Consider the following 14,623-nt stretch of genomic DNA (forward strand, 5'->3'; position numbering starts at 1 on the left):
ATGGCCGGCGCCAACGAACGTACCGAGCGCAACCTGGTGAACGGGACCGCCGCTTCGGAAAGACTCGCCAGTTCGCTGTCGCAGAGCGAGCTGGACAGGCGCATGCGCCGCCGTGGCGAGGAATCGCGCTGGTGGTGGATCGTGCCGACGCTCTACATCATCGTCCTGCTGCTGCCGATCTACTGGCTCATCAATATGAGCTTCAAGACCAATGCGGAGATCGTCAATTCGCTGACGCTCTATCCGCATGCGCCGACGCTGCGCAACTACACCATCATCTTCACCGATGCGTCCTGGTATTCGGGCTACATCAATTCGATCACCTATGTGGTGATGAACATGGTGATCTCGGTCGCCGTGGCGCTTCCGGCGGCTTACGCCTTTTCGCGCTACCGGTTCCTCGGCGACAAGCATCTGTTCTTCTGGCTTTTGACCAACCGCATGGCACCGCCGGCGGTGTTCGCGCTGCCGTTCTTCCAGCTTTATTCGGCATTCGGCCTCATCGATACGCATATCGCGGTGGCGCTGGCGCACTGCCTGTTCAACGTGCCGCTGGCGGTGTGGATCCTTGAGGGCTTCATGTCCGGAGTGCCGAAGGAGATCGACGAAACGGCCTACATAGACGGCTATTCGTTTCCGCGTTTCTTCGTGAAGATATTCATGCCGCTGATCGCCAGCGGCATCGGCGTCGCCTGCTTCTTCTGCTTCATGTTCTCATGGGTGGAACTGCTCATCGCCCGCACGCTGACCACCACCGATGCCAAGCCGATCGCCGCTACCATGACCCGCACCGTGTCGGCGTCGGGAATGGACTGGGGGCTGCTGGCAGCCGCCGGGGTGCTGACGCTGATCCCCGGGGCGCTCGTCATCTGGTTCGTTCGCAACTACATCGCCAAGGGCTTCGCCCTGGGGAGGGTGTGACCATGAACCTCGACTTCTCCTGGATGGCGTGGACCTGGCCGACGGCCGCCTTCTTCGCCGTCATAGCGCTGCTGCTGGTCGGCATGGGTGTCTGGGAATATGCCTCGCCCGGCGGCGATCCGCGCATCGGCGTGCTGCGTTTCAAGACGACGCGCGGCGATCGTCTCTTCGTTTCGCTGCTTGGCAGCGCCTTCATCCATCTCGCTTGGCTGGGTCTTGTCGGACCCAGCCTGTGGTGGGCTCTCGCTCTCTCCGTGGTCTACGCCATCGGCGTCTTCCGCTACGTATAGAGGGGGAAACTGTTGGAGCGGCCGCTTGTTGGCGGCCTCTCCAGATCGCACTTGAAGTCTTTTCAAACGTGGAGGAAACACAATGCGACGGCAATTATTGACATCTACGACCGCCCTTGTCCTCTTGCTCGGCGTGGGCAACGCCTATGCCGGCATGGACGAGGCAAAAGCCTTTCTTGACAAGGAGATAGGCGATCTGTCGACGCTTTCGCGCGCCGATCAGGAAAAGGAAATGCAGTGGTTCGTCGACGCCGCCAAGCCGTTCGCCGGCATGGATATCAAGGTCGTGTCGGAAACGCTGACGACGCATCAATACGAGTCGCAGGTTCTGGCTCCGGCCTTCACCGCCATCACCGGCATCAAGGTCACGCACGACGTCATCCAGGAAGGCGACGTCGTTGAAAAGATCCAGACCCAGATGCAGACTGGCCAGAACCTCTATGACGGCTGGGTCAACGATTCCGACCTGATCGGCACCCACTGGCGTTACCAGCAGGTGCGCAACCTGACCGACTGGATGGCGGGCGAAGGCAAGGATGTCACCAATCCGAACCTCGATGTGAAGGATTTCATCGGCACCTCCTTCACCACCGCTCCGGACAAGAAGCTCTATCAGCTTCCCGACCAGCAGTTCGCCAACCTCTACTGGTTCCGCTACGACTGGTTCAACGACGAGAAGAACAAGGCCGACTTCAAGGCCAAGTACGGCTACGATCTCGGCGTTCCCGTCAACTGGTCGGCCTATGAGGACATTGCCGAGTTCTTCACCGGCCGCGACGTCGACGGCAAAAAAGTCTATGGGCACATGGACTATGGCAAGAAGGACCCGTCGCTCGGCTGGCGCTTCACCGATGCCTGGCTGTCGATGGCTGGCAATGGCGACAAGGGTATCCCGAACGGCCTGCCGGTCGACGAATGGGGCATCAAGGTCAACGAGAAATCGCAGCCGGTCGGCTCCTGCACGGCGCGGGGCGGCGACACCAACGGCCCGGCCGCCGTCTACTCGATCCAGAAATATCTCGATTGGCTGAAGGCCTACGCACCACAGGAAGCGCAGGGCATGACCTTCTCGGAATCCGGTCCGGTTCCCGCGCAGGGCAATGTTGCCCAGCAGATCTTCTGGTACACGGCCTTCACCGCCGACATGGTCAAGCCCGGCCTGCCCGTCATGAACGACGACGGCACGCCGAAATGGCGCATGGCTCCGTCGCCGCACGGTGTCTACTGGAAGGACGGCATGAAGCTCGGCTACCAGGATGTCGGTTCGTGGACGCTGATGAAGTCGACCCCGACCGACCGTGCCAAGGCCGCCTGGCTCTACGCCCAGTTCGTCACCTCGAAGACGGTGGACGTGAAGAAGAGCCATGTCGGCCTCACCTTCATCCGCGACTCCACCATTCACGACAAGAGCTTCACGGAGCGCGCGCCGAAGCTCGGCGGCCTGATCGAGTTCTATCGCTCGCCGGCCCGCGTGCAATGGTCGCCGACCGGCACCAACGTGCCGGACTATCCGAAGCTGGCACAGCTGTGGTGGCAGGCGATCGGCGATGCCTCGTCGGGCGCAAAGAGTGCGCAGGAAGCGATGGATTCGCTTTGCGCCGAGCAGGAGAAGGTCATGGGCCGCATCGAGAGGTCCGGCGTCCAGGGCGATATCGGGCCGAAGCTCGCCGAGGAACATGATCTCGCCTACTGGAATGCCGACGCGGTCAAGGCCGGCAATCTCGCTCCTCAGCTCAAGATCGAGAACGAGAAGGAGAAGCCCCAGACCATCAACTATGACGAGCTGGTCAAGAGCTGGCAGAAGTAGGACTGACCTATGCGGGCGTTCGCGCCCGTGTAAAATTCAGGGAGGCGGCACGTTGCCGTCTCCCTTCTTTGTGTCGTGACGGAGGAAGTGCGAATGAATGGCTTTGTCCTGGCAATCGACCAAGGCACGACATCGAGCCGGTCGATTCTGTTCGACGGCGACATGAAAGTCGTCGGCAGCAGCCAGCAAGAATTCACCCAGCACTATCCTGCTTCCGGCTGGGTCGAGCATGATCCGGAAGATATCTGGGCCAGCGTCGTGGCGACCGTGAAGGGCGCATTGAAGAATGCCGGGCGGGAGGCATCGGACGTCGCCGCGCTCGGCATCACCAACCAGCGCGAGACGGTCGTCATCTGGGACAGGGCGACCGGCAAGCCGATCCACAACGCCATCGTCTGGCAGGACCGGCGCACCGCGCCGCTATGCCGGAAGCTGAAGAAGCAGGGATTGGAAAAGACCTTCACCAGGAAGACCGGCCTGCTGCTCGATCCGTATTTCTCCGGCACCAAGATCGCCTGGATCCTGGACAAGGTGAAAGGCGCCAGGAAACGCGCCGAGAAAGGTGAATTGCTGGCCGGCACCATCGACAGTTTCCTGATCTGGCGCCTGACCAGCGGCAAGGTGCATGCCACCGACGCCACAAACGCCTCCCGCACGCTGGTCTACAACATCGAGAAGAATGCGTGGGACGACGAGTTGCTGGCCATCCTGAACATCCCGGCAAGGATGCTCCCCGAGGTGAAGGACTGCGCCGATGATTTTGGAATCACGGAGAAAAATCTCTTTGGCGCCGAGATAAGGATCCTCGGCGTTGCCGGCGATCAGCATGCCGCGACCATCGGCCAGGCCTGTTTCGAGCCCGGCATGATGAAATCGACCTACGGCACCGGCTGTTTCGCGCTGCTCAACACCGGCACCGACCTGGTGCGCTCGAAGAACCGGCTGTTGACCACGATTGCCTATCGGCTGAACGGCAAGACCACCTATGCGCTGGAAGGATCGATCTTCATCGCCGGCGCCGCCGTGCAGTGGTTGCGCGACGGCATCAAGGTGATCGGCAAGGCCGAACAGAGCGGCAAGCTGGCGGCCGAGGCCGATCCGACCCAGGACGTGTATCTGGTGCCGGCCTTTGTCGGGCTCGGCGCGCCCCACTGGGATGCCGAGGCGCGGGGCGCGATCTTCGGCCTGACCCGCAATTCGGGGCCGCCGGAGTTTGCCCGCGCCGCGCTCGAATCCGTGGCCTACCAGACGCGCGACCTGCTCGATGCCATGCGCAAGGATTGGAAGGGTACGGCGGCCAAGACGGTGCTTCGGGTCGATGGTGGCATGGTGGCATCCGACTGGACCATGCAACGACTGGCCGACATTCTCGACGCTCCGGTCGACCGTCCGACCATTCTGGAGACAACCGCGCTCGGTGCCGCCTGGCTCGCCGGCTCGAAGGCGGGCGTGTGGCCGAAGGCGCGGGAATTCGCCAAGACATGGGCGCTCGACCGGCGCTTCAGACCGGACATGGAACCAGCGGTACGCTCGGCCAAGCTGGCGGGGTGGCGCGATGCTGTTCGCAGGACGCTGAGCGTGCCATAACCAACAGTCAGATCGGGCGAGGGGGAAATGAAGCCAAACTGGTACTCTGCTTGGCGCGCCGAGGCTATCAAACAACTTGAGGCCAAGAATAAGCGCTTGGAGGAAGAATTCCGCATCGGCCACTGGTCGCGCTATGACTTGAGCAACGGAAAGCTCTTGTTCTCCAAGGACGGAGCGATCAAGGTGATCACCGAAATCCAGATCGCCGGTTCCACGAATGTCAAGGCACAGAACTGGCTCTGGGCGTGGGCAAATTCAAATCTGCCCGATAGTCTTCTTAGAGATGCAAAGCTGGTTCGGTTCTTCGGCGAGAAGAACGGCATTGACGAACTGGCTCAGGCTTACGTGATAGATGGGGATCAGCTGGAAGTGCTGGGTTGGGAATTGGCGGCCGTCACGGTTCGAATTTGCGATGCCGTCGGAGCGTACCGATCACCCCGTGGTGAAGGTGGCGCACTTTATTATATCTTCAAGACCATTAATTGGGCCAGCTGATCACAGCCTGCCCGGGGACCGTCCTCGCACGACAGAAAGCCCGCGCCATTTCCGGCACGGGCTTTGACTTTCTATCCCTCTGACGAACACTGTCGCCCATCAGTAGGGTGAAATGCACTGCTGGCGCGGGCCGTTATACGGCTGGAACGTGTTGTCGGATGCGCGGTAGGAACGGTAACGGTCATAGCACCACTGCACATGCGAATTGCCTTCATAGACGCGGTTCCGGTTGTTGGCGATCGCGCCGGTTATCAGCGCGCCAGTGGCGAAAGCAGCCAGCGGGAACCAGAAATCGCCGTGACGGCGATAGCCCGGGCGATATTCACGGTAGCCGCGATGGCCGTTCCAGTAGGCTCCGCGGTTGTCGCGGTAGAAGTTGCGGTTGCCGCGAAACTCGCCGCGGAAGTTACGGCGCCGCTCCCAGGGCCTGTACTGCACGGTCTGGACATCGGACGAGACCGATGCAGGCTGCGGCACATAGGCCGGTGCGGCTTCGACCGGCATGGCCGCCGCCACTGCGAACGAAGCTGACAGTGTGGTCGCCAGCAAACCCGACAGGACTTTGTTCATGATCTTCTCCTTGAGAGGTTGACGTCCCTTGTGGCGGAGGAAACGGACACGCTCGCGAATTGTTCCTGGAAAAAAAGGCAAGTTGCTGATTTGTAATGTTTCTCCGGTTTGGGATCGATGGAGGCCACAGGGTCTTCGCCTGGCTGGCAAAGGTTCGGCATGTCCTTGCCGAAACGGTCGGCCGGGAGAGCCGGCACGGCGGGAACGCATGGCTTGGTGGCCCCGTTTTTTCCGGTTGACCGGTCGAGGCACTCTCCCTATGTTCCGCGCAATTTCGAGGGCGCCGTTTCCAGCCCACGGGAGCGCGTAGCTCAGCCGGTAGAGCAACTGACTTTTAATCAGTAGGTCTCGGGTTCGAACCCCGACGCGCTCACCACTCAGTCCCGTGACAAATGCACGTTCAGGACAGCGGCTTTTTTGGCGATCAGTCCTTCCAGATCCGCGTCCGATCGGGTGGTGCCGGTGCGTTGGCGCAGCAGGGAGATCATCGCGCTCATCGAAAGCGGGGCGGTTTTTTGCTGAATCAGGATCGCGTCCACCGCGCCGGCAACGTCGGGGCCTTCCGCTGGTGCTCTCATGGTCGGATCCTTTCTGTCCAGCTCCGCCTCGGTGCCGCCGACCGATCCTCTGATGCCGCGGTCAAAGACGACGGCCAACCCGTTCTTGACGGCGAGGGCCGCGACCATGTCGTCGAGTTCGTGGTCCGAAAAGCTGCGGTCGGAAGGCGTGGGTTTCAGGATTCTGTGAATCACCCTGGCGGCCTGGTCCGTCGAAACATAGCCGAAGCGCTGTTTTCTAGCTTCGACATATTGTTCGATGATCATGTCAAGCCGGCGGGCTGCAATGTCCTTTGATTGCTGCATCGGAACCTCCTCGGGTCGTCATGGCGCGCAGGAGCAGCACCTAAAGAGATAGGGCCGCCCGGAAGAACATCAAACATGAGAAATGACGCATCTGCCGATGGCGGAGGAACGATCGCGCCGCTGATGCATTTTTGCCTTTGACCAGCTTATTGAGGGAACGCAGGCCAATGAAGATCGCCCATATCGCGCCGCTGTATGAATCCGTGCCGCCAAGGCTCTATGGAGGCACCGAACGCATCATCTCCTATCTCACCGAAGCTCTGGTCGGGCTCGGCCACGATGTAACGTTGTTTGCCAGCGGCGATACCAGGACCTCCGCCCGGCTGGTCGCGTGCCGGGAACGGGCGCTGCGCCTCGATCCCCGGCCGTTGAAGTCGGAGATCGCGGCGCATCTTTCGATGCTCGAGGAAGTCAGGAGACAGGCCGACGATTTCGACATTCTTCACTTCCATCTCAGCCACTTCCTGCATTTCCCGTTTTTCCGCCATATGCCGGAGCGCACGGTGACGACGCCGCATGGCAGGCTGGACTATGTGGATCTGGCACAGGCCTATGAGCGGTTCCCGCGTTTTCCGATGATTTCCATTTCACGCAGCCAGAGGACGAGGCTCGCGTCCGCCAACTGGTTGGCGACCATCCATCATGGGCTGCCGCTCGATCTCTATAGGCCGGATTTTGAAGCCGGCTCCGACGGCACATATCTGGCGTTCCTCGGCAGGATGTCGCGCGACAAGCGGCCGGACCGGGCGATCGAGATTGCCAGGCGCACGGGCCTGAGGCTCAAGCTCGCGGCCAAGGTGGGCGACGGCGACCGGGCCTATTTCGAGGAGGTCGTCCAGCCGCTGATCGATGGCGATCGGGTCGAATATGTCGGCGAGATCAGCGAGGACCAGAAGAGCAGGTTTCTCGGCAATGCCGCTGCCTTGCTGTTCCCCATCGACTGGCCCGAGCCTTTTGGTCTGGCGGTAATCGAGGCGATGGCCTGCGGAACCCCTGTCATGGCTTGGAGCTGCGGCGCCATGCCCGAGATCATCGATCACGGTGTGACCGGCTTCGTCGTCGAAACCCTCGAGGATGCCGTCGCCACCATGCCGGCCCTGCTTCAGCTCGACAGGCGCCGGATAAGGGCCGTTTTCGAAGGACGGTTCTCGGCCGACCGCATGGCGCGCGACTATGTCGCCACCTATTCACAGGCGATCGACACTCAACAAATCAGGGCTTCCTAGTACAGTGCCCCGTTCAGAAACAAGCACGGGACAGTCTTCTTGACCATCACCCAACTTGACGAGCGCAAGCTTGATCCCGCAATAGCCCTGGCCTCCCTGGACGAAACCGCGCCGAGGGAACCGCACCGGCTCTTCGCACTCAAGCATGGCGACTGCTTCGCCGTCGCCGATTCCTATGGCGACATACGCGGTGTGGGCGACGGCTTCTTCCGCGACGACACGCGCGTGCTTTCCGAATTCCGCCTCGCGGTGGGCGGTCGTTCGACGTCGTTGCTGGGCGCATCGCTGAGCCAGGACAATGTCCTGTTCACCTCCAACCTGACCAATCTGCCTATAGAGAGTGCCGGCGGCCGTCCCATCCCGCAAGGAGCGATCCACATCGAGCGTGTCAGGCTGCTGTGGGAGGACCGGCTGTATGAGCGCCTGACCCTTTCCAACTACAGCCAGGAACATTCGACCGTCCTGCTTTCGCTGCGCTTCGCCGCCGATTTCCGCGACATGTTCGAAGTTCGTGGCTCGACACGCGCCAAACGAGGCACCGCCCATACCGCCGAGATGGACCAGAACTCGGTTCTGCTTCGCTATGAAGGCCTGGACAAGGTGGTGCGTACGTCGACGATATCGTTTTCGCAGAAACCCGACGAATTGACCTCCGACCGGGCGGATTTCTTCATTGCAGTCACCAAACGCAGCCGCAAGACACTGTATGTCGAGGTCGGCAGCGAGATGGCCGATGTGCCCGACCGCGACCGGTTTCGCGCCGCAGCGGCGCGCGCGCGTTTCGGCATGCGCGCCAAGCGCCGCCATGGCGCGACGCTGCACAGTTCGGGCAGGGTGTTCAACGACTGGATGGAGCGCGCCCGTGCCGATGTGGCGCTGCTCACCACCGAACTTGCGACCGGCCCTTATCCCTATGCCGGCATTCCGTGGTTCTCGACGGCCTTCGGCAGAGACGGCGTGATCTCGGCGTTGCAGATGCTCTGGCTCAATCCCGGCCTGGCGCGCGGCGTGCTTGCCTTTCTCGCTCAACATCAGGCGACCGAAACCTCGCCCTTCAGCGACTCTCAGCCCGGCAAGATCATGCATGAAACGCGCAAAGGTGAAATGACGGCGCTGAGCGAGTTGCCGTTCGGCCGCTACTATGGCGGCGTCGACACCACCCCGCTCTACGTTCATCTCGCCTGCGCTTACGCGGACCGCACCGGCGACATGGTCTTTATCGACGGCCTGTGGCAGTCGCTATGTGCAGCCGCCGAATGGATCGAGGCGGCAAGCGCTTCGACCGGATTCGTCACCTACCGGCGTGCGGCGGAGTCAGGCCTTGCCAACCAGGGATGGAAGGACAGCTTTGATTCGGTCTTTCATGCGGACGGTCGTATCCCGAAGGGGCCGATCGCGCTGGTCGAGGTGCAGGGCTACGTCTTCGCGGCGTTCCAGGGGCTGGCGAGACTGGCTCGCCGGCGAGGCGAGACAGAAAAGGCGGAAGGCTGGGAAAGGCGGGCCGAAGAGATCCGCCGGCGGGTTGAAAGTCATTTCTGGATCGAAGAGCTGGGTTACTACGCGCTGGCGCTCGATGGCGACGGCCGACCATGCGAGGTGCGCACGTCCAATGCTGGACATCTGCTCTATGTGGGGCTTCCGGATCCGGATCGGGCGCGGATCGTCGCCGATCAGTTGCTGTCGGCTTCTTTTCACTCCGGCTGGGGATTGAGGACGCTCGCCGACGACGCGATATTCTTCAATCCCATGTCGTATCACAATGGCTCCATCTGGCCGCACGACACGGCGATATGCGCGGCAGGCCTTGCGCGGTACGGCATTCGCGACAATGTGGTGCGGCTGATGAGCGGGACGTTCGAATCCGCCGTCCATTTCAACATGCGCCTGCCCGAACTTTTCTGCGGCTTCACCCGCGCACCGGGCGAGGCGCCGATCGCGTATCCGGTCGCTTGCCTGCCGCAGGCCTGGTCGGCAGGTTCCGCCTTCATGCTGATGCAGGCCTGTCTGGGCCTCCATATCGACGGCTGGGCCGGCGAAATCCATGTCACAAGGCCGCGCCTGCCAATCGGCATCGACAGCCTGGTCATCCGCCATCTCGCGGTGGCGGGCACGGCAGTCGACCTGACGTTCCAGCGTGTAGGAGATCGTGTGGGCGCGTTCCTGGCCGACCGCCATGAAGGGTTGGCGCCTTTGATCGTGCGCAGCTAAAAACCGGAACCATCACCGGCGACGTGCGTTGCACCATCTCCCCCGCGGAGAGGCGCGACCTAGGCCGGAGCAATTCACATCGATGCCAGACAACAATTTTGACTTCCTCCACTCTGCCTCCGCTCTATGGTTCGTCATTCTTGCCAGCCTCTGCGTTTCCCTTGTTGCCTTGGTGATTTCCGCGCTGCGATCCCGCCGGACCCCGTCGGAGCCGGCGAATGTCGAGCCTCCACCGGCTCGCGTCGTATTGCGGGAGTTCGAAAAGAATGGCCATTCCGCCGACGCGGCGCTCGTCAACTGGTCACCCTCGACACTGCGCGAAATACTGGCAAAGGAACTGCCGGACGCGCAAGTGATCGTCGTCTCCAACCGCGAGCCCTACATTCACAATCTCAGGGACGACAATGTCGACCTGGTTGTGCCGGCCAGTGGACTTGTCTCGGCGCTGGAGCCGATCACCCGTGCCTGCGCGGGGACCTGGATAGCCTATGGCGGCGGCTCGGCGGATCATCTCGTCGTCGACCAGAACGACCGCATCGAGGTCCCACCTGAGAACCCATCCTACACGTTGCGCCGTGTCTGGCTGACCGACGAGGAACAGCAAGGCTATTATCTGGGCTTTGCCAATGAGGGTCTCTGGCCCCTGTGCCACATAGCCTTTACGCGGCCCGTCTTCCGCACGTCCGACTGGGAAACGTACGAAGCCGTCAATCGCAAATTCGCCGATACCGTCGTTGCCGAAGCGCGGAACGAACGCCCGATCGTCCTCGTCCAGGACTATCATTTCGCGCTGCTGCCGCGAATGATCCGGGAACGCCTGCCCGATGCGATCATCATCACCTTCTGGCACATTCCGTGGCCAAATTCGGAAGTCTTCAGCATCTGCCCCTGGCGGGAAAAGATCCTGGACGGCCTGCTGGGGAGCTCTATCATCGGCTTTCATACGCAGTTCCACTGCAACAACTTCATCGAGAGCGTCGACCGCTTCCTGGAAAGCAGGATCGAGCGCGAGGATTCGGCGATCTCCTATGGCGGCCAGACCAGCCTGGTCCACGCCTATCCGATCTCGATAGAGTGGCCGCCGGCTCAACTCGGGAAATTGCCCGCCATCGCGCAGTGCCGCGCGCGAATTCGCGAAAAATTCGGGCTGGCGGACAATGTCAGCCTCTGTGTCGGCGTCGAGCGCCTCGATTATACGAAAGGCATTCTCGACCGGTTTCATGCATTGGACGAACTGTTCAAGCAACACCCGGAGTGGATCGGCCAGGTGGCCTTCCTGCAGATCGCGGCGCCAAGCCGTGGAACCTTGCCGGCCTACCAGCAACTGCACGAGGAATGCCTGCGTTGCGCGGCGGAGCTCAACGAGCGTTATGGCCGGGACGGCTACACGCCTGTCTTGATGGTGGCTGAACACCATTCCCAGGAGCAGGTCTACGAAATCTACCGAGCCGCCGATGTCTGCATGGTGACCAGCCTGCACGACGGAATGAACCTGGTCGCCAAGGAATTTGTCGCCGCACGTGACGACGAGCAGGGCGTGCTGATGCTCAGCATGTTTGCCGGCGCTTCCAAGGAGCTTCTCGAGGCACTGATCGTCAATCCTTACGACGCGACGATGATGGCCGAGGCGTTGCTGCAGGCATTGACCATGGTGCCCGCCGAGCAGCGCCAGCGCATGCAGCGCATGCGCGAGATCGTCCGCGACAACAATGTCTATCGCTGGGCGGGCAGCATGCTTCTCGACGCCGCCCGCTTGCGCAAGCGAATCGCGATCGACCCCGCCGGGCCGGGCTCCGTTGCCGCGGCCAATGTGATATCGCTGCTTGATCGCAAACGGGTCGCGGCGCTGTGATGTCGGGATCGGCAAATCTGTCCGTGCCGACCGTCCCGCAAGGCCGATGGGCACTCTTCCTGGACATTGACGGTACGCTTCTGGAACATGCCGCGCATCCCGACGCGGTGGTCGTCGGTGATGCGTTGCGAAGCATGCTGACAAGGCTGGACGGGCGTCTGGCTGGCGCTCTGGCTTTCATTACAGGAAGATCCGTTTCCGCCGTCGACCGGCTCTTCCAGCCGTTGCGCCTGCCGGCTGCGGGTCTATACGGCCTGGAGCACCGGCTTGTCCGTGACGGGCCCGTCGAGGCGGCCGACGAGCCCGCCGACATTGCCGCGCTTGCCGAGGAAATCGAGGCGGAACTGGACAATGTGGATGTCTATATCGAGCGCAAGGGCCCGATCCTGGCCATTCATACGCGTGCGGCGCCGCAGTTGCTGCAACGGGCGACGCAACTGGTCGAACAGGCCCTGGAGCGGCTTCCGCGAGGATATCGGGTTCTTGCCGGCAATGCCGGGGTGGAACTGATGCCGCTCGAGGCGGCCAAGGGAGCGGCAATCAGGCGTTTCTGCGAGTTGCCGGCTTTCCGGGGGCGGATTCCCGTATTCCTCGGAGACGACACGTCGGATGAGAACGGCTTCGAAGCCGTCAATGAAATGGATGGCATTTCGGTCCGCATCAAACCGCAAGGGAAAACCGTGGCGCGCCACGCGCTGGCCGATGTCGCCGAGACCCTGGCCTGGCTCGAATCCCTATGCCACGACCGATCCGGCACGGGCCGGTTTGAGGAGGCGGTCCAGTCCCCTGTCCGGAGTTGAGGCCGCAACGCATTTTGCGTCTTTTAAGAACGGGTTTCAGGAGTTGATCAATGGTCCAGTTCACCAGCCTCATTCACGAGATCATGCCCGCATGGCTCTGGCGGCGTTCGCGCCGGCGTATGCAGGACACCGAGACAACTTTCGATCCATCACGTCCCGAAGATGCCGACGCCGTCTGGCGAAAGGCCGTCGAGAGGGACCTGTTCGGCGCAAACACGCCCGACTATACCGAGACCGAACAGAAGAAGCGCGATCACCACTGACGGAGGCTGTCAGCCTTCCGCGAAGACCAGCGAGACATTGCCGCCGGCATGCCGTTCGAGCCGGCCGGCGAGGTCGAGCTCCAGGAGCACCATGAACACCTGGGCCGGATGCAGGCCGGTGTGGCGGATGATCTCGTCGATCGCCACCGGCGTCGGGCCGAGCGCTTCGGTCACCCTGGCGCGGTCGTTTTCGCCGGGTGGCGGCGTGGCCGAGAAATCGGGGGGATCTTCAAAGGGCGGCAGTTCGGGGGCCCGCAAACCGGTCAGCGGCGCGATTGCCCTGTGAATGTCGGCGGCTTCGGTGACCAAGGTGGCACCGTCCTTGAGCAGGCCATTGGTGCCGGCGGCGCGTGGATCAAGCGGCGAGCCGGGTACGGCGAAGACCAGCCGGCCCATTTCGCCTGCGAGCCTGGCGCTGATCAGGGATCCGGAACGCTGCGCCGCCTCGACCACCACCAGACCGACTGCCGCGCCCGCGACGAGGCGGTTGCGGCGCGGAAAATCCTGCGCACGCGGCTGCCAGCCGAACGGCATCTCCGAAATGATGGCGCCGCCGCGCTCGACGATCTCGTCGCACAGGCCGGCATTCTCAGGCGGGTAGGGCAGATCGAGGCCTCCGGCCAGCACGCCGATCGTGCCGGTCGAGAGGCTGCCCTGATGTGCTGAAGTGTCGATGCCGCGCGCGAGGCCGGAGATGATGGCGTAACCGTCGCGGCCAAGGTCGGTCGCCAGCATGCGCGCCATCTTGATGCCGGCGAGCGAGGCGTTGCGGGCGCCGACGATAGCCACCGCGGGCAGCCGGAACACCGCGCCTTCGCCTTTCACCGCCAGCAGCGGCGGCGGATGGTCCATGTTTTTCAACAGGGCGGGATAGTCCGGCTCGCCGATACCGACAAAGCGGGCGCCTGCCCGCCTTGCGGCCTCCAGTTCCGCTTCGGCCTCGGCGATCGAGGGAATGCGGGCGACCCTGATGGCGCCGCCCGAAATCATCAGTTCCGGCAGCATTTCCAGCGCGACTTCGGCCGAACCGAAGCGGTTGATCAGGTCGCGAAAGGAGGCAGGACCTACATTCTGGGTGCGGATCAGCCGCAGCCAACTCAACCGCTGCCGGTCGCTGAGGCGCGGTCCGGCGAGCGGCTTGCTCACTCCTTCGCCCCGATTTTGCCCTCGGTGCCGGCAAGCAGGCGTGAAATGTTGGCCCGGTGCTTGATGAAGACGATCAGGCTCATCACGACGAACAATGCGGCAATCTGCGGTGTGCTCAGGAAATAGAGGGCGATCGGCACGGCGACCGCGGCCGTCAGCGCTGCAAGCGAGGAGTAGCGGAACAGGAATGCCATGGCCAGCCAGACGATGGCGAAGATCAGCGCCACCTGCCAGGCAAGGCCGATCAGCACGCCGAGATAGGTGGCCACGCCCTTGCCTCCCTTGAATCCGAGCCAGATCGGGAAGAGATGGCCGAGGAAGGCGCCAAGGCCGGCCCAAGCGCCGAGTTCGGGCGCGAAATGGCCCGCGATCAGCACCGCGGCCGTGCCCTTCAGCGCGTCGAGCAGCAGCGTGGCCGCGGCAAGGCCCTTGTTGCCGGTGCGTAGCACATTTGTCGCGCCGATGTTGCCGGAGCCGATCTGGCGCACGTCGCCAAGCCCTGCCGCACGGGTCAGCAGAAGCCCGAACGGAATCGAGCCCAAGAAATAGCCGAGCACCAGCGCCGGGATCAGGTTGTAAGTCATTGTTCCCCCCG

Annotated in this window: 14 protein-coding genes and 1 tRNA gene; 11 read left to right on the forward strand and 4 right to left on the reverse strand. The window is 62.4% G+C overall.

The genetic code is table 11. The features are described 5' to 3' along the window. The 5 genes from LB541_RS13145 (at position 1) to LB541_RS13165 (ending at position 5,100) form a co-directional block, all read left to right on the forward strand. Complete coding sequence (locus LB541_RS13145) at positions 1-921, forward strand: carbohydrate ABC transporter permease (protein WP_140498790.1); 921 nt, start codon at positions 1-3, stop codon at positions 919-921. Between the two features lie 2 nt (positions 922-923). Then, a complete protein-coding gene (locus LB541_RS13150) occupies positions 924-1,211 on the forward strand; it encodes a DUF2160 domain-containing protein (RefSeq protein WP_140498788.1) in 288 nt (95 codons plus the stop codon). A gap of 82 nt (positions 1,212-1,293) precedes the next feature. After that, positions 1,294-3,018 (forward strand): ABC transporter substrate-binding protein, encoded by a 1,725-nt coding sequence (locus tag LB541_RS13155; protein WP_140498786.1) that lies wholly within the window; start codon positions 1,294-1,296, stop codon positions 3,016-3,018. A 93-nt stretch (positions 3,019-3,111) separates the two neighbouring features. Then, positions 3,112-4,605, forward strand: coding sequence for a glycerol kinase GlpK (glpK, locus tag LB541_RS13160; RefSeq protein WP_224618615.1), 1,494 nt, complete (start codon positions 3,112-3,114; stop codon positions 4,603-4,605). A 27-nt stretch (positions 4,606-4,632) separates the two neighbouring features. Continuing rightward, complete coding sequence (locus tag LB541_RS13165; protein WP_140525344.1) at positions 4,633-5,100, forward strand: DUF6882 domain-containing protein; 468 nt, start codon at positions 4,633-4,635, stop codon at positions 5,098-5,100. Between the two features lie 99 nt (positions 5,101-5,199). Here the strand turns inward: LB541_RS13165 and LB541_RS13170 are convergent, their stop codons facing one another. Then, positions 5,200-5,670 carry a BA14K family protein gene (locus LB541_RS13170; RefSeq protein WP_140669967.1) on the reverse strand — a complete coding sequence of 157 codons (471 nt, stop codon included), beginning with the start codon at positions 5,668-5,670 and terminating at the stop codon, positions 5,200-5,202. A 300-nt stretch (positions 5,671-5,970) separates the two neighbouring features. Here LB541_RS13170 and LB541_RS13175 point away from each other — a divergent pair. Next, a tRNA-Lys gene (locus tag LB541_RS13175) sits at positions 5,971-6,046 on the forward strand. Position 6,047: 1 nt separating this feature from the next. Here the strand turns inward: LB541_RS13175 and LB541_RS13180 are convergent. Further along, the gene (locus LB541_RS13180; protein WP_140525342.1) at positions 6,048-6,533 is read right to left on the reverse strand and encodes a hypothetical protein; all 486 of its coding nucleotides are present in this window, start codon (positions 6,531-6,533) and stop codon (positions 6,048-6,050) included. Between the two features lie 167 nt (positions 6,534-6,700). Here LB541_RS13180 and LB541_RS13185 point away from each other — a divergent pair, with 167 nt between their 5' ends. From LB541_RS13185 to LB541_RS13205, 5 genes are all read left to right on the forward strand, one after another. Then, positions 6,701-7,759: a glycosyltransferase family 4 protein gene (locus LB541_RS13185; RefSeq protein ID WP_140564501.1), complete on the forward strand. Its 1,059-nt coding sequence runs from the start codon at positions 6,701-6,703 to the stop codon at positions 7,757-7,759. A 45-nt stretch (positions 7,760-7,804) separates the two neighbouring features. Continuing rightward, positions 7,805-9,967 (forward strand): amylo-alpha-1,6-glucosidase, encoded by a 2,163-nt coding sequence (locus tag LB541_RS13190; protein ID WP_140525405.1) that lies wholly within the window; start codon positions 7,805-7,807, stop codon positions 9,965-9,967. An 82-nt stretch (positions 9,968-10,049) separates the two neighbouring features. After that, entirely contained in the window at positions 10,050-11,819 is a 1,770-nt protein-coding gene (locus tag LB541_RS13195; protein ID WP_224618617.1) for a trehalose-6-phosphate synthase, read from the forward strand. Further along, on the forward strand, positions 11,819-12,619 hold the full coding sequence (gene otsB, locus LB541_RS13200) for a trehalose-phosphatase (protein WP_140656331.1): 801 nt from the start codon (positions 11,819-11,821) through the stop codon (positions 12,617-12,619). The genes LB541_RS13195 and otsB overlap by 1 nt, the downstream gene beginning before the upstream one ends. 50 nt (positions 12,620-12,669) lie before the next feature. Next, positions 12,670-12,882, forward strand: a complete 213-nt coding sequence (locus LB541_RS13205) for a hypothetical protein (protein ID WP_140656329.1) — start codon at positions 12,670-12,672, stop codon at positions 12,880-12,882. Between the two features lie 9 nt (positions 12,883-12,891). On the opposite strand, the gene dprA is transcribed toward LB541_RS13205, so the two are convergent. Together dprA and plsY are read right to left on the reverse strand one after the other, a co-directional pair. Then, positions 12,892-14,028 carry a DNA-processing protein DprA gene (gene dprA / locus LB541_RS13210; RefSeq protein ID WP_140625092.1) on the reverse strand — a complete coding sequence of 379 codons (1,137 nt, stop codon included), beginning with the start codon at positions 14,026-14,028 and terminating at the stop codon, positions 12,892-12,894. Further along, entirely contained in the window at positions 14,025-14,612 is a 588-nt protein-coding gene (plsY, locus tag LB541_RS13215; RefSeq protein ID WP_140515331.1) for a glycerol-3-phosphate 1-O-acyltransferase PlsY, read from the reverse strand. The genes dprA and plsY overlap by 4 nt, the downstream gene beginning before the upstream one ends. Positions 14,613-14,623: the final 11 nt, after the last annotated feature.

The sequence above is a fragment of the Mesorhizobium sp. BR1-1-15 genome (assembly GCF_020165475.1).
Classification (GTDB): Bacteria; Pseudomonadota; Alphaproteobacteria; order Rhizobiales; family Rhizobiaceae; genus Mesorhizobium.

What these genes read in the sequence shown, in the direction of transcription:
- LB541_RS13145 (WP_140498790.1), top strand. Translation starts at nt 1, where the DNA reads ATGGCCGGCGCCAACGAACGTACCGAGCGCAACCTGGTGAACGGGACC.
- LB541_RS13150 (WP_140498788.1), top strand. Translation starts at nt 924, where the DNA reads ATGAACCTCGACTTCTCCTGGATGGCGTGGACCTGGCCGACGGCCGCC.
- LB541_RS13155 (WP_140498786.1), top strand. Translation starts at nt 1,294, where the DNA reads ATGCGACGGCAATTATTGACATCTACGACCGCCCTTGTCCTCTTGCTC.
- glpK (WP_224618615.1), top strand. Translation starts at nt 3,112, where the DNA reads ATGAATGGCTTTGTCCTGGCAATCGACCAAGGCACGACATCGAGCCGG.
- LB541_RS13165 (WP_140525344.1), top strand. Translation starts at nt 4,633, where the DNA reads ATGAAGCCAAACTGGTACTCTGCTTGGCGCGCCGAGGCTATCAAACAA.
- LB541_RS13170 (WP_140669967.1), bottom strand. Translation starts at nt 5,670, where the DNA reads ATGAACAAAGTCCTGTCGGGTTTGCTGGCGACCACACTGTCAGCTTCG.
- LB541_RS13180 (WP_140525342.1), bottom strand. Translation starts at nt 6,533, where the DNA reads ATGCAGCAATCAAAGGACATTGCAGCCCGCCGGCTTGACATGATCATC.
- LB541_RS13185 (WP_140564501.1), top strand. Translation starts at nt 6,701, where the DNA reads ATGAAGATCGCCCATATCGCGCCGCTGTATGAATCCGTGCCGCCAAGG.
- LB541_RS13195 (WP_224618617.1), top strand. Translation starts at nt 10,050, where the DNA reads ATGCCAGACAACAATTTTGACTTCCTCCACTCTGCCTCCGCTCTATGG.
- otsB (WP_140656331.1), top strand. Translation starts at nt 11,819, where the DNA reads ATGTCGGGATCGGCAAATCTGTCCGTGCCGACCGTCCCGCAAGGCCGA.
- LB541_RS13205 (WP_140656329.1), top strand. Translation starts at nt 12,670, where the DNA reads ATGGTCCAGTTCACCAGCCTCATTCACGAGATCATGCCCGCATGGCTC.
- plsY (WP_140515331.1), bottom strand. Translation starts at nt 14,612, where the DNA reads ATGACTTACAACCTGATCCCGGCGCTGGTGCTCGGCTATTTCTTGGGC.